The organism is Bacillus sp. 275, assembly GCF_001999205.1.
Lineage (GTDB): Bacteria > Bacillota > Bacilli > Bacillales > Bacillaceae > Bacillus > Bacillus velezensis.
In genome coordinates, this window is the sequence record NZ_CP019626.1 from 95,858 (window position 1) to 108,912 (window position 13,055).

Annotated in this window: 15 protein-coding genes and 1 pseudogene; 1 reads left to right on the top strand and 15 read right to left on the bottom strand. The window is 45.3% G+C overall.

What is annotated here, in order from left to right:
• Positions 1-14 precede the first annotated feature (14 nt).
• Positions 15-158: a competence inhibitor ComI gene (gene comI / locus BZ167_RS20680; protein WP_219622380.1), complete on the bottom strand. Its 144-nt coding sequence runs from the start codon at positions 156-158 to the stop codon at positions 15-17.
• Positions 159-422: 264 nt separating this feature from the next.
• On the opposite strand from comI, the gene BZ167_RS00230 reads away from it, so the two are divergent.
• The gene (locus BZ167_RS00230) at positions 423-758 is read left to right on the top strand and encodes a YolC/YozM family protein (protein WP_031379082.1); all 336 of its coding nucleotides are present in this window, start codon (positions 423-425) and stop codon (positions 756-758) included.
• A gap of 121 nt (positions 759-879) precedes the next feature.
• Here BZ167_RS00230 and BZ167_RS00235 read toward each other — a convergent pair whose 3' ends face one another.
• The 14 genes and pseudogenes from BZ167_RS00235 to BZ167_RS00300 form a co-directional block, all read right to left on the bottom strand.
• Positions 880-1,482, bottom strand: a complete 603-nt coding sequence (locus BZ167_RS00235) for a hypothetical protein (protein ID WP_060674251.1) — start codon at positions 1,480-1,482, stop codon at positions 880-882.
• A 501-nt stretch (positions 1,483-1,983) separates the two neighbouring features.
• The gene (locus BZ167_RS20265; RefSeq protein ID WP_155515257.1) at positions 1,984-2,124 is read right to left on the bottom strand and encodes a hypothetical protein; all 141 of its coding nucleotides are present in this window, start codon (positions 2,122-2,124) and stop codon (positions 1,984-1,986) included.
• A gap of 14 nt (positions 2,125-2,138) precedes the next feature.
• Positions 2,139-2,237 (bottom strand): annotated as a pseudogene (locus tag BZ167_RS20685) (hypothetical protein); the annotation flags it as partial.
• A gap of 194 nt (positions 2,238-2,431) precedes the next feature.
• The gene (locus tag BZ167_RS00250) at positions 2,432-2,650 is read right to left on the bottom strand and encodes a hypothetical protein (protein WP_077392202.1); all 219 of its coding nucleotides are present in this window, start codon (positions 2,648-2,650) and stop codon (positions 2,432-2,434) included.
• 106 nt (positions 2,651-2,756) lie between these two features.
• Positions 2,757-4,385, bottom strand: coding sequence for a YndJ family protein (locus BZ167_RS00255; protein ID WP_077391897.1), 1,629 nt, complete (start codon positions 4,383-4,385; stop codon positions 2,757-2,759).
• A complete protein-coding gene (locus BZ167_RS00260; RefSeq protein WP_015239941.1) occupies positions 4,379-4,987 on the bottom strand; it encodes a DUF4166 domain-containing protein in 609 nt (202 codons plus the stop codon). The genes BZ167_RS00255 and BZ167_RS00260 overlap by 7 nt, the downstream gene beginning before the upstream one ends.
• On the bottom strand, positions 4,984-5,799 hold the full coding sequence (locus BZ167_RS00265) for a hypothetical protein (protein WP_015239940.1): 816 nt from the start codon (positions 5,797-5,799) through the stop codon (positions 4,984-4,986). Before BZ167_RS00265 ends, BZ167_RS00260 begins: the two co-directional genes overlap by 4 nt.
• Before the next feature lie 118 nt (positions 5,800-5,917).
• On the bottom strand, positions 5,918-7,189 hold the full coding sequence (locus tag BZ167_RS00270) for an MFS transporter (protein WP_053573351.1): 1,272 nt from the start codon (positions 7,187-7,189) through the stop codon (positions 5,918-5,920).
• Positions 7,190-7,257: 68 nt separating this feature from the next.
• Positions 7,258-8,259: a substrate-binding domain-containing protein gene (locus tag BZ167_RS00275; protein ID WP_077391898.1), complete on the bottom strand. Its 1,002-nt coding sequence runs from the start codon at positions 8,257-8,259 to the stop codon at positions 7,258-7,260.
• 83 nt (positions 8,260-8,342) lie between these two features.
• Entirely contained in the window at positions 8,343-9,179 is an 837-nt protein-coding gene (locus tag BZ167_RS00280; RefSeq protein WP_039251381.1) for an SDR family oxidoreductase, read from the bottom strand.
• Complete coding sequence (uxuA, locus tag BZ167_RS00285) at positions 9,176-10,252, bottom strand: mannonate dehydratase (RefSeq protein ID WP_061860587.1); 1,077 nt, start codon at positions 10,250-10,252, stop codon at positions 9,176-9,178. The genes BZ167_RS00280 and uxuA overlap by 4 nt, the downstream gene beginning before the upstream one ends.
• A gap of 1 nt (position 10,253) precedes the next feature.
• Positions 10,254-10,889 carry a bifunctional 2-keto-4-hydroxyglutarate aldolase/2-keto-3-deoxy-6-phosphogluconate aldolase gene (locus BZ167_RS00290; protein WP_033574811.1) on the bottom strand — a complete coding sequence of 212 codons (636 nt, stop codon included), beginning with the start codon at positions 10,887-10,889 and terminating at the stop codon, positions 10,254-10,256.
• A gap of 13 nt (positions 10,890-10,902) precedes the next feature.
• The gene (locus BZ167_RS00295) at positions 10,903-11,922 is read right to left on the bottom strand and encodes a zinc-binding alcohol dehydrogenase family protein (protein ID WP_015417554.1); all 1,020 of its coding nucleotides are present in this window, start codon (positions 11,920-11,922) and stop codon (positions 10,903-10,905) included.
• 29 nt (positions 11,923-11,951) lie between these two features.
• Positions 11,952-12,908 (bottom strand): sugar kinase, encoded by a 957-nt coding sequence (locus BZ167_RS00300; protein ID WP_077391899.1) that lies wholly within the window; start codon positions 12,906-12,908, stop codon positions 11,952-11,954.
• Between the last annotated feature and the right edge of the window lie 147 nt (positions 12,909-13,055).

Below are 13,055 nucleotides of genomic sequence, written 5' to 3' on the forward strand. Positions count from 1 at the left end.
TTTTTTCCAAAAGTCTAGTTTATGAGTGGGAACGCCAAGATGTAGGAGTCTGGGGCGTTCTTACTTTTTTTGTTTGAGAAACTATAGGCAAGCGTTAGAATCCCTACAATGAGGATTCCGAATTGAAACATCAATCCAAGTGCGCTTTCTACTGCCATATTCTCACCTCCCTTCTTTCCAGATATGGAGGTGAGCCGAACGCCACTACGAAAAGCCGATCTATTGCTAACTCCACTTTACTGAATTGAATAAAAAAACAACGTATGATTTTGTACTCTTTCTTCTATTATAGCAACTTCTTCGTCCCACCGTTTCAGTTCTTTAACATTTTGAGGTACGGTGTGACTTTGCCATCAAAATAACCTATGATATACTTTGGATTAAGAGAGATATATTTACTTTTCAAGAAAAAGGAGGAACAGATGAAAAAAACAGTAGTTGGAATCTTGGTTGTAGCCTCTTCTTTATTCATGTTTAGTATTGCTCTATATGCAGTAAACGGTAATCAAAAAACACCAGATGAAGTGTTAGACAATGCTTGGGAGAAATTCGGATTGGTCAGCTACGGAATCGGAGAAACAGATCCGGTTATTTCAATTGGAATGGATAAAACCAAAAGCGAGACGAAGCTGCGAGAATATTTAAATGACAATTTGTCTGAAGACGTAAAAGAGAAATACAAAATCGAAGTTATTAAAGAGGATAGAAAAGTCTTGGAAAAGGAACATCAAAAATATTTAAATGATACAAAGCAATAAAAAACTGTGTGTTCCGAAACCCGACAAGGCAAAAGGGTTTCTTTTTTTGTATTCAGAGGTTTCCTGTGAAGCTTATTAGCCTCCTATAATTAAAGCAGGCCCTTTTAGGGCCTGCTCTTCTTTACCAGTTATACCACACAATTACTTCCTTAATTTTCACAGTTACATCACTGCTGCTGTCATTAATAAAGTTAAAGTGATAGCTTTTTCCTCTTTTCAAATGAGTCCAGTTCATATGAATCTGGCCTGTCCATCCGCCGGGTAATGATACTTTCCCTGCTTGGCCCCCTACTCCACCTTTCCCATTGTCATACTTTGCTGCTACCGAGAACTTTTTCGCAGTCCCTTGCGGGGTAATCAACAAAGTACCAGGGTTTTTAAATGCTTTCCCGTATGTTCCTCCACCAATTGAAAAGTTATATTTGAAACTAAAGGCTTTGCTTGTATATGTTGAATATAAAACATGAAATGAGCCATCCAACGGCATTTCTTCCTGTAGCTTGATCATATCTTTTAATTCCTTCAACGTGTAAGGATGAATCTGATTATTTTCTTCATTATAGATTTTTATTTGAGAAGCTACCTCTTCTTTCTTAGCATCGAGTGTAATATCTGTGGTTGCATTGTCTTTTTGGGCGGCATGTGCTTGGCCTGTCCCGATAATTCCATAAAGAACAATACTTAAAACAAACGCAATTGACCAGAACTTAAAATGCACCTTCATATTTAAACATACTCCTTCCATTTTCGGGTTATTTATGTTTGTTCTTATTGATGAAGTTAGATTTTAAGCTTGATAGCTATTTCGTGGTGTCTAAATGTTTGAGGCCAGTTATTTTTAGGAGAGTTTCTTCCTGTGCCCTATTACGGGCCAGCTACGAACTGTTAGAGTCAGAATTTTGTCAAAGATGCCATTGGACTCATGTTGCGTTTCTTGAATTAAGCTTTATCATCAAATCACCCCTCCTTATGTTTGTTCTTCCACTACCAATTTACCCTATAATTATCCAAAATACAACAATTAATCCATTAATTATTTATCTTGAGAGGTATTCTCTCCTGTAAATGCTTGTTTTTAATTTTATAATCTATGTATCAATGTGCTTGGTAATGTGATTTGACGGAATGAATTATTGTCTCAATAACTAAGTACACTTTAGTTATTGAGACGGAAGGGAAATTTATTCGCAATGAGATCATTTCTTTAGGCAAGCATATAAAAAAATCATGTCTGGTAATACTTTGACGCATCTTCCCTGCACTTTTCCGACGATTTTTTCGCATCGGCTCCCCACATATGAGCAAGTATGACAGTCGCCAGCCCGAGCACCCCGCGAAATAAAATCCGGCTCTGAACCCCAGCCAATCATTAAAAAATCCTGCGGCCAAAGGTCCTCCGAAAATACCGAGTGCATAAAGCGCCTGGTATGCCCCCGTCGATGTTGTTCTCATGTCTGCCGGAACAGACTCAATCGACATTCCAAGCAGCAAAGGAAAAATAATGCCCGAGTGAAAAAACTATTAAAACCTGGACCAGATAAAGCGCCATCGGGCTGACGGTAAAAGGAATGATAAAAATAAAAACGGCTGCGAGTCAATAAAACAGCTTTAATGTTACCCAGTTTTCGCATATGCGAACTAAAGTTCCTATCACTAGCAGAGCCAGTGCGTGCTTAGTCATAAACGAAAAGACAACAAGCTGATTTCTTTCTCGCCATTGTGAAGCCAAACATTGCGGTCGTTTTCATTTCGCGAATCATGAAAGACAGGCAAAGACCGAGGCCGCTCCCGATCCAAAATGCCGCGTGCCATCCCCATTCACTGACAACATAACCGCTCATGCTCATCCCTGACAGCTGAGCTAACACGAGAATAAATGAAATCCAGCGCATGACTCCTTTCGTGTCATCCGCCGCAAATAGCTCGCAAATAAAATGGTGAATATAACCCATGTAGATGAGAAAAAGCCGCCTGATGAACAGGCGGCGCTGCAGCTAGTTATTTGCTTCGGTTACCTGCGGAAGCATGAGTGATCCGATAATGCACAGTTAAAAATTTCAGTCCGAACAGCCACATATGATGAACGGCCTTCAGGCTGGTTTCGCTCTGGGCTGAAATAAGAAATGTCTCTGCCAGCGGAAGATGACACGTCCCCCATTTCGTCTGCAGATAAATCCCTTCATCACCCGCTCCGCTTTTTCGCCGTCTGCTTGTCAAAACAAGATTCTGCTTACGCGCATAAGGTTTTAAAATGCCCGTCATTTGGCCGTACGGCAGCGGAAGAGAGATATTCATGTATCCTTCCCCTTTTGCCCTGTACGCTGAATACAGCGCAGTAAAAACGGTTTCCTGCTTTTCATTTGTTCTGATCCACGCACGGACATTTTTTCTGCCGTCTTTGTCAGAGTCAACTCCTATAATATCACTGTGCATGATATACCAATCCGGAGTCATGGACAGGTGAATCTGCCCCGCTCTTCTGCTGAACGGCTCGTACACGCGCGCGAACGGACGAAACCATCTGCTCCACGTCACTTTTGCCATGATGTCATAATCAATTGTCTCTTCATAAAAGGAATTAACGGCCGGCGCCAGTTTTTCAGTTGAAAAATCTTCAGAATGCAGTTCTCTCATCTGATCCAGAAGGCCGGTATAATGGATGTCATTTGCTGCATGAATATCAGTCAAAAATTCTTTGCCTATCGTTCTCTTCCCGTAAATACGGCTGAACGTTCTTTCGCTGCCCTCATCAAACGGTCTCGGATTTTCCAACCTCCACCCCGTCAAAGCCGGCAGGATAACGCCGAATGCATTGACGGCCCCGTGAATCCAAATCATCTGGCTGATCGTGAGCATTGCCTCCTCGCGGTAGACACCGTACGAATATATCAAAGAAAAAGCAATTGTGATCATTAACACAGCCGAAGAACTCCTGATCAAGATCCTGCCTGTTTTCGTAACAAACGGCACCGTAAAGACGAGATATGCATTTACATACAGACCCGCCAGATACAGAGCGACAGCAATCACATCAAGTGTTTTTGAAAATGTAATCCCCAAGGCAATAAGGATCGGCGAAATCAAAATAATGACCGTGCTCCATCTGTAAAGAACCCGTTTCTCCCGTATGATCCTGCCGAGCAATCCGTTAAAGATCGGAATGAGAAAAGCGGAATAGTGAAAGTGCACCGCCGTCAGCAGAACGATAAGCGGACCGAAATTCATAACGGGAATCTCAAGGACATATGCGAAGAACCAGAATCCGCCCCCGGCCAAATAAATGAAACCCGCCATAACAGACATCTCTTCTGTTCTGTGAATATTTGTTTTCATCAGCCGCCGGACAGCATACAGTGCCAGCCCAAGCGTATAAATGAGCCACACAACGGCAAAAAAACTGAAGTCTGTGACAAGCGCAAGCGCCGCACATAAAGCGGCAACAGGATAACTTCGTAATAACACATTCTCTAAGGTCTTTGACGGCCGAAAAGCAAAATCGAATACAGCGGGAACGAAAAAAAGTACGGAAAATAAAACAAACGTCTCAGCAGCTGATATATGCGGAGCTTCAGCCGCCGCAAATCCCAAAAAGCAAATCACGCTTACCATGAGATGACGCTTCAGCATGTTTCCCCCTCTGTTTCACGGAAAGTCCCCCGGTAAGAGAAAAGCGTGCCGAGTATCCGGTTTTTCACATGAACCTTTATGCTGAAGCAATTCATTTCCTCATCATAAGCCTCATAAACGGTTGAACTGCCGCACAGCCATGCCGGAAGCGGGATTTTCTTTCCGACTATCAGGAGCCACTGCCTACCGGATGTAATAACAAGCCCTCCGTCTGAAGACGCTTCTAAATGCAGTTCAGACAGTAGGATGCGGGGTTTGCCGAAGTAATCAAGAATTCTGTTTTCCCGCTCATCATATTCCATGACTGCATCAAAAAAACGCGTTTTGCTTTTAAAGAAAAAGGTACGATTCCATTCCACGCCATTTTGCCTGTTTTTGTTTTCGATAGTGAAAGGGATATCGTTTCCCCTCTCTGAGAAAAAACATCTGAAAAAAACACCTGTCTTTAAAAGCATTCTGACAAGAAAAGAACCTCCCTTTATTTCTGACATAATTCCTTCTCCGCAAAACGTGCGTGATCCGTCAAATCTGTACCGTTTCTGCAGCATCGGGTGCAGTGATTGATAATGAGTAATCGCTTTTTCATACATTGAATCCGTCATTTAACTTCTCTCTTTCGTTTTGTATGCCAGGCGCTCGGCAGCTTAGGCTTAAGAATCATTGCGGCTATCGTAAGCACTCCTAATGAGATCACGAATCCGCCGCCCGAATATAGCAGTGCCGTTACACAAAAGAAGACTGACTGCCCGGTGTGAATCAGCCACTTTCTCCGCATGGGAAGCAGCCATAATACCCCTAACCCTGTCTCCAGCGCTCCCCTCACGATCTCTGCATCGGCACAGCCATCATGAAAGCCTTGAAAAAACCAATACAGACTGAATACGAGACACATAAAGACATAGACAAACCCGAAACGGACTGATATCTTCGGATGTCTGTTTTGTTCTATCCAAAGCCGCAACGCATCAAAGCTCCATGCGGTAGCCCAGCTTAGCAGAGGACGAAATAAAAACCGGTCTATCCAACTTCCCGGCAGACCGCGGGCCGTTTCATATTGATATTGAGTCAAAAATGCGGTTTGTCCGTTATCCCGCTCTATATACTTCCAGTAGCCCCTGCCTTCTTTTATAAGTGACAGCGGATGATCAGAGGCAAAAGCGAGCGAAGACACTCTTTCTGACGAGCGAGGCCTTATGTCACCTATTGATTCGCCCGTGCCGGATACCTTCAGCCCAAAACCGATTCGGGTTTCATATAGAAATCTCTGCGGTTCATCTGGCAGCCTATGAAGATATGTAATGTCAGAAAACCGCAGATCCCATTCCTTATGAAGATGCGGGTTTTGCGTATATTCCCAAAGCGTTTCTATATCAGATGCAATATTGATTTCAACATATATCGGCTTCTGTTTCATGTCCCCTCCTCTTCCCTTCTTTTGTAAACAATTCCTATATTATCATAGGAACAGATCAAGCGGCAGAACGAAAAGGCCATCCCGTTATCGGCAGGACAGCCTCAGTGGCTTTGATGACTTATGAATAAGGTATCGTGTCTTTATTATCTTCAGAAGCGGTTTGAATGATAATCGGGCGCACAAAACGGATTACCGCAGCCGAGGCCAAAACGGCTAATCCGCCTGCAAGCAAAAACGCCCCGGAGAATGATCCGCTTTTGTCCGCGATAAAGCCGGTTAAAGCAGGCCCGATAATACCGGCCGTGTTTGCAAGAAAATGCATAAAGCCGCCGACTGACCCGACATTCCTTTGATCAACCACATCATGAATTACCGCCCAATAGATAGAGCCCGTTATATATAAAAAGAAGACTGATAAAGCAACGAGAATAACGGCACTTACGGTAGTGGTAACAAGTCCGGCAAATCCGATCAGTACAGCGGAAGCGAACAAACAAGTGACAAGAATGACTTTCCGTGAGAACAAAACTCCTTTTCCGGCGGTTTTTTTGAATACATAATCAGAAATCATTCCGCCTGCCGCCAAACCGATAAATCCAAGAATCCAGGGAATAACAGTCACCACGCTCATAAATTCAACACTTAAACCGCGTTCTTTCACCAGATAGCTCGGAAACCATGTTAAGAAGAAAAATAAGATGTAATTGTAAGCGAAAAAGGCAAAAGCCGTGAAGAGAACCGTTTTTTGTTTCAAATAAAAGGTCATCGGGATATGCTGCTCATGCGGTTGAATCTCCGCTTTCATTGCCGGGGCGTCTTCCGTCGGCGCCGGCCGTTCTTTGACAAATTTAAACCAGATGACCGCCCAGACTAAACCGATGATCATGATCAGGACAAAGGAAACTTTCCAGCTGAACGCCACAGCAATCATCCCGACAATCGGGCCGGAAATCGCCCCGCCGAGCGGCGTGCCGCTGTTTGTCAGGCCGATGACCGTGGCGCGCTGAGACGGAGGAAACCAATTGTTGACCATTTTGCTTATGGCAGCCGACAGCGGCCCCTCTCCCATACCGAATAAAACACGGATAATCAAAAGACTTACAAATCCGAAAGCAAGCGCAACCGCTCCGCTGAAAAGAGACCAAACGATCATCGCCGTACACAATGTCAATTTAGCCCCATACCGGTCAGATGCAACACCGCCGAGAAAGTTAAACACAGCGTATCCGACAGAAAAACTGCTGAAAATCAGCCCCATTTGGGTTGCCGACAATGTGAGATCCTGCTGTATGAACGGCGCTGCAATAGACAGCGCTGAGCGGTCTAAATAGTTAATCACCCCGGCTGAAAATAAAAGAAGAATAATAGGGAATCTATCTTTTGAGAACATAAAAAAACCCCCTCTCATATTCAGACATTTAAATTGCCGGAGTAAACCGGTTTATGCAGTGAAACCGGTTATCCGGATTGCCTTGCGAGCAGCGCCGGTTTATAGCGGTGAATCCGTTTTTCACCGCCATCTTTTTCTTGTATCTGACGAAGAAGAAGGCTTCCCGCTTTTCGCGCCATTTCTGCCGCAGGCTGGACGATCGTCGTAATTGGAGGAGTAAAAAAACCAGCAAAAGGAACTTCATCAATTCCGATGACGGCTGCCTTATCCGGAATTGCCATATCATGCTCCTTCATATACTTCAGCACCTCAACAAGAACGATATCGTTTGCCGCCAATATCCCTTTCGGAGGCTCCTCAAGTGAGAACAGCTCTGACAAAACATTGGAAATATCAGCCGCATCGGCTGTTTTGATATATTCGTCCCGCACCATCATACCGTGGCGGTCAAGCGCCTTCTTATACCCTTCAATCCTTTCTACCCTCGGACTGATTTCCCGAATAATAGACGTCGTAATAATCGCGATTCTCTTAATGCCGCTTTCGATAAACCGGTCAACGGCAAGACCGGCTGCATGATGGTTATCAAGCATCACTGTCGGAATTCCGAGTTCTTCAATGGTTCTGTCCATAAACACGACCGGAAACGTATCGCGTTTCATCTTTTCATATAAAGAGAGATTTTCGCCCGTCGGAAAAATAATAATTCCGTCCACCTGCTTAGCCCGCAGCATTTCAATATATTTCTTTTCTTTTTCCGGTTCATCATCCGCATTGCAGACAATAATATGAAATCCTTGTTCATGAAAATAGTCTTCCACCGCCCTGATGACCTGAGTGGAAAAAGTGTGAAGAATATTAGCCACCACCACACCTACTGTAAATGTTGATTTCTGTTTTAAGCTGCGGGCGACGAAATTCGGCTGATAGTTCAGCTCTTGAATGGCCGCTTCTATTTTTTGTTTCGTTTTCTCGCTCATATAGTCATAGCGCTGATTTAAAAATTGAGATACGGTGCTTTTAGATACGTTTGCATATTTCGCCACATCAGAAATTGTAATGGTTTTCATAGACTCATCCCCGTCTGTCTTCATTTTTCACTAGTATAAGTCAGAAGTAAATGGTTTACAATCTGACAGGGACATGGATTCTGTCACACTCCGGAATAAGCCATAAAACCTCCGTCGACGGGAACGGTGACCCCGGTGACAAAGCCTGAGCATGAATCATCCGAAAGCCACAGGAGCGTTCCCAGAAGGTCTTCCGGTTTCCCGAAACGTTTCATCGGTGTATGTGCCATAATCTTATTGGATCGGTCTGTCAGACTTCCATCTTCCTGTAATAACAACCCACGGTTTTGCGCAGTCAAAAAGAAACCCGGGGCGATGGCATTCACCCGCAGCCCTTTTTTTGCGAAATGAACAGCCATCCACATCGTAAAATTCTGAATCGCCGCCTTGGCCGCGCTGTAGGCGGGCACCTTTGTCATCGGTGTATACGCACTCATAGAAGAAATATTAATAATCGCGGGACATTCCGCCTTCAAAAGGTCTTTTCCAAACACTTGCGATGCCAGAAATGCACCGGTAAAGTTGGTTGAAAATACGCTGGAAAACCCCGTTTCGTCCATATCAAAAAATGATGTGCCCTGCTCATCCTCTTCATACGTCTCGCTGGCAGTGATCGCATCAGGGTGGTTTCCCCCGGCTCCGTTAATTAAAAGATTGACAGAACCGAACCGGCTGATAATCTCGTCTTTTGCCTTTTCGAGCGAATCACGGGCTGAAACATCAGCCGGTACAGAAACCGCGGTTCCTCCAGCATCAGCAATCTCGGCCGCCGCACGCTCTGCTTTATCAGCATTCCGGCTGACGATCGCAATTTTCATCCCCTGCCGTGAAAGCTCCTTTGCCATTGCTGAACAGAGAACACCGCTCCCGCCTGTTATGACAGCGGTTCTTCCTGATAAACGTTCATGAATCGGTCTCATCCCTTCACCCCTTTCTCATGAGACGAGAACGCATCCCACAGCCCGTTCAAGTACATAATTCCTAAAGCACGATCATATAAACCATAACCCGGCCGGCATTGTTCGCCCCAGATATGACGGCCGTGATCAGGCCGTACATATCCTTTATAGTCTTGGCCGTGCAATTCTTTTACCACACCGGTAATATCAATGGACCCATCACTGGTAAGATGCGAAGTTTCCGTAAAATCACCGTTATCGCAGATTTTCACATTTCGTATATGGGCAAACGGCGCAACTCCCGCATAGTGTTTGGCGATCTTCACCATATCATTGGCGGGATCCGCTCCCATCGAACCCGTGCACAACGTAATACAGTTGGCGGGTGAATCTGAAATCTCTCGCAGCTTTTCATAACTTTTCTCACCGGTGATAATACGGGGCAGGCCAAAAATTGACCAGGGCGGATCATCCGGATGAATGGCCATTTGAATGCCGTGTTCCTCCGCTACAGGAAGGATTTCATGTAAAAAAAATTCTAGATTGGCCCAAAGCTGTTTTTCACCGACCGTTTGATAGGCCTCAAACAGTTCCTTGATCCGGGCCATTTTCTCCGGTTCCCACCCGGGAATCGTCAAATCAGAAGATTTTTCAACCGTGCGGATCAGTTCCTCCGGAGGGAGACTTTCCACTTTCGCTTTTTCAAAAAACAAAGCGGTTGACCCATCTTCCAGCGCGCGGAACATATCGGTACGCGTCCAGTCAAATATCGGCATGAAATTGTAACAGATGACTTTCACGCTGAATTCGGACAGATTGCGAATGGTCTGTTTATAGTGCTCAATATATTGTCCGCGTTCTTCATGACCGAGTTTAATGGCTTCATGAACATTCACGCTTTCCACGACCTCTGCATGAAACCCATAGGATTGAATGTATCTGACTTCCGCCTCAATGTCCTCCTTTTCCCATACTTCACCCGCGGGCTTCTGGTGAAGAGCCCAGACGATGCCTTTGACCCCGGGAATTTGTCTGACATGTTCAAGGGTCACCGTATCATTACCTTGGCCGTACCAGCGAAACGTGATATTCATGTTACACCCCCGTATATTCGTTTTTTCGGCAGACGTATTCTTTGCTGAGGGATACGGCAGCTTCATAGCCGCCCTTTTGATATGCTTTTGTCAAGTCGCTTCCCACACCGACCGCGACCGCTCCGGCAGAGAGCCAGTCATTCATGCTGTTTAATGAGATACCCCCGGTCGGCATAATGCGGACATTCGGCAGAGGGCCGTTGACCGACTTGATAAATGAAGGGTCAAACGAATTAGCGGGGAACAGCTTTACCATATCACATCCGGCTTCGAGCGCCAAAGCCATATCAGACACGCTCATGCATCCCGGAAGATACGGTACGCTGTACTGGTTGCATAGAGATGCTATCTCTTTTACAAAATGAGAGCTGACGATAAATGAGGCGCCTGATAAAATGGCGTGTCTCGCCGTTTCTGTATCCATTACAGAACCGGCTCCAAGAAGAATATCTTGATGCCGGAGTTCCTTAAAGACATCTTCCACTTCAGGAGTTGTGTATGTAAGCTCAATGGCGCTGATACCTCCTGAAATGGCCGCTTTTGAAACTTCAAGCGCCTCTTGGCTGTTTTGTCCCCTTATGACAGCCACCACTTGTGCATGCAGAAGTTTTTCGTAAATGGCGTACTTAGGCAGCATTCTCGCTCCTCCTTTAATCAAACGTAATGATTGCTTTTCCCGCCTTGCCCGGGTGCTGTTCGATCAACTGAAATGCTTGATGGACGTCATCTGCTGAAAATGTATGTGTAATAAGACCGCCGTGCGTTAACAGGCCTTTATTCAGTAAGTCTGTAATGTACGGAAACTGATTCGTCTGCAATCTTGAACCGGTTATCGTGACTTCCTTTTTTGTGATCGGAAGCTGAGAAATGCCGGCAGTCCTCTCATCAAAACCAAGCACAACCACATGACCGGCCGGAGACACCGCGTCAATGGACGTTTCAAACGTTGAGGGGAGACAGACGGCATCAATGACGACATTGGCGCCTTCATTTTTTGTCCATTCGTTCACCCGCAAAACGAGATCTTCTTTTTGCGCGTTGACGGTAACGTCCGCACCGTTTTTTTCAGCGAATGCCAAGCGTTCATCATTCAAGTCGGTTATCATGACAGAAGCGCCTTTGAACTTTGCCATTTTTAATATGCAGATTCCGATCGGTCCCGCTCCCTGAATCAAAACGGTATCTTCCTTCTCGACACGGCCTCTCCAAACGGCCTGGGCGCCGATCGTATATGGTTCTGCCATGACCGCTTCCTCCCAGGGCAGATCGGGGGAAACGGCATGCAGCTGCTTTTCCGGAACCACGATATATTCCCGCATCCCGCCATCTTCATGAACGCCGAACACCGAAAGCGCTTTGCAGACGTTCGGACGTCCTTTCCGGCAGGCATAGCATGTTCCGCAATAAGATATCGGTTCAACCACTACCCGGTCACCCGGCTTGAAACGCCGGACATGAGAACCGGTCTTTGCGACTTCCCCTGTGACTTCATGTCCGATTACTCTCGGCAGGGACGCTAACGGATTTGTCCCATGATAAATATGCAAATCTGATCCGCAAATTCCGACCCGCTTCACCTTGACAAGAACATCATCCGCGTGGACAACAGACGGTTTCTCACATTCCGTCACCACCAGATCAAATGCTTTCCGTACTTGAACCGCTTTCATTTTCTCACCCGCTTTTTAAGTTGTGCTTGCTACCGTTCAATCACAGTCTCTTTGTTTACAAATGACAGAACCTCTTCTAGATAGGGAAGCCCTTCATTGTCACCGGAAACTGTGGTGACGAGCGCACCGACCGCATTGGCAAACTCCAGACGTTTTTCCGGTTCAAAACCATGCAGATAACTGTACAGGTAGCCGGCATTAAAGCCGTCACCCGCTCCTACCGTGTCAACAGGCGCAACCGGGAAAGCCTCTTTGTGAACCCACTTATGATCATGATACAGCGCAGAACCTGCTTCACCGTTCTTTATGACAAGCTGACTGATTGAATAGGTCTCTGCAAACCGGGCTAATGCTTCATTTTCCCCTATACCTGTCAGCTGTTTCATTTCGTCCCGGCCCGCCAGAAGAATATCAGTATACGGAAAGATTTGATGAAATGCCGCACGCGCCTCCTCGATCGTCCACAGCTTCAGCCTGATATTCGGATCAAAAGATACGGGAATCCCCCTTGCTTTGGCGAGGGAAAGCACCCTTTCAGCAATTTCAAGATTTTTCTTATCAAGCGCGAGGAACACACCGGTAAGATGAACGATGTGAATGCCGTCAAACATATTCTCTGTTATATCTTCCGGTGCAAGAGTCAGAATTGGTGAATTGAAACGATAATAAAACGTCTTGCCTGAACCGTCATTTCTGATCTCTTTGACATTTAAAGATGTAGGAAAGCCTTCAACATAGGAGACGTCAGTCACATCAATTCCTTCTCCTTTGGCAAACTGATAAATCACTCTGCCGAACTCATCCTTCCCCAGTCTGCTGACCCACTTTGAGTGCAGATTCAATCTGGCGCATGCAATCGCAAAATTCAGTTCAGCTCCTCCTGCTTTTCGTTCAAAATGGGTAACAAAACGCAAAGGTCCTGTGCTTGCGGGATTTAAAGTGATCATCGCGTCACCGATCGTAAAAATGCCATAATCAGAAGCCACATCAATACTCCTTTCTTTTAAGACTAAATCGGTTTGGTAAACCGGTTTAGTAAAACTTTATATGAAAACCCTTACACACGCAAGAGAAAAATACAATAAATTCAAAAAAATCTGTTTTCAGTAAAAATAACCCGATTTTTCACATAA

What these genes read in the sequence shown, in the direction of transcription:
- comI (WP_219622380.1), bottom strand. Translation starts at nt 158, where the DNA reads ATGGCAGTAGAAAGCGCACTTGGATTGATGTTTCAATTCGGAATCCTC.
- BZ167_RS00230 (WP_031379082.1), top strand. Translation starts at nt 423, where the DNA reads ATGAAAAAAACAGTAGTTGGAATCTTGGTTGTAGCCTCTTCTTTATTC.
- BZ167_RS00235 (WP_060674251.1), bottom strand. Translation starts at nt 1,482, where the DNA reads ATGAAGGTGCATTTTAAGTTCTGGTCAATTGCGTTTGTTTTAAGTATT.
- BZ167_RS00250 (WP_077392202.1), bottom strand. Translation starts at nt 2,650, where the DNA reads ATGCGCTGGATTTCATTTATTCTCGTGTTAGCTCAGCTGTCAGGGATG.
- BZ167_RS00255 (WP_077391897.1), bottom strand. Translation starts at nt 4,385, where the DNA reads ATGCTGAAGCGTCATCTCATGGTAAGCGTGATTTGCTTTTTGGGATTT.
- BZ167_RS00260 (WP_015239941.1), bottom strand. Translation starts at nt 4,987, where the DNA reads ATGACGGATTCAATGTATGAAAAAGCGATTACTCATTATCAATCACTG.
- BZ167_RS00265 (WP_015239940.1), bottom strand. Translation starts at nt 5,799, where the DNA reads ATGAAACAGAAGCCGATATATGTTGAAATCAATATTGCATCTGATATA.
- BZ167_RS00270 (WP_053573351.1), bottom strand. Translation starts at nt 7,189, where the DNA reads ATGTTCTCAAAAGATAGATTCCCTATTATTCTTCTTTTATTTTCAGCC.
- BZ167_RS00275 (WP_077391898.1), bottom strand. Translation starts at nt 8,259, where the DNA reads ATGAAAACCATTACAATTTCTGATGTGGCGAAATATGCAAACGTATCT.
- BZ167_RS00280 (WP_039251381.1), bottom strand. Translation starts at nt 9,179, where the DNA reads ATGAGACCGATTCATGAACGTTTATCAGGAAGAACCGCTGTCATAACA.
- uxuA (WP_061860587.1), bottom strand. Translation starts at nt 10,252, where the DNA reads ATGAATATCACGTTTCGCTGGTACGGCCAAGGTAATGATACGGTGACC.
- BZ167_RS00290 (WP_033574811.1), bottom strand. Translation starts at nt 10,889, where the DNA reads ATGCTGCCTAAGTACGCCATTTACGAAAAACTTCTGCATGCACAAGTG.
- BZ167_RS00295 (WP_015417554.1), bottom strand. Translation starts at nt 11,922, where the DNA reads ATGAAAGCGGTTCAAGTACGGAAAGCATTTGATCTGGTGGTGACGGAA.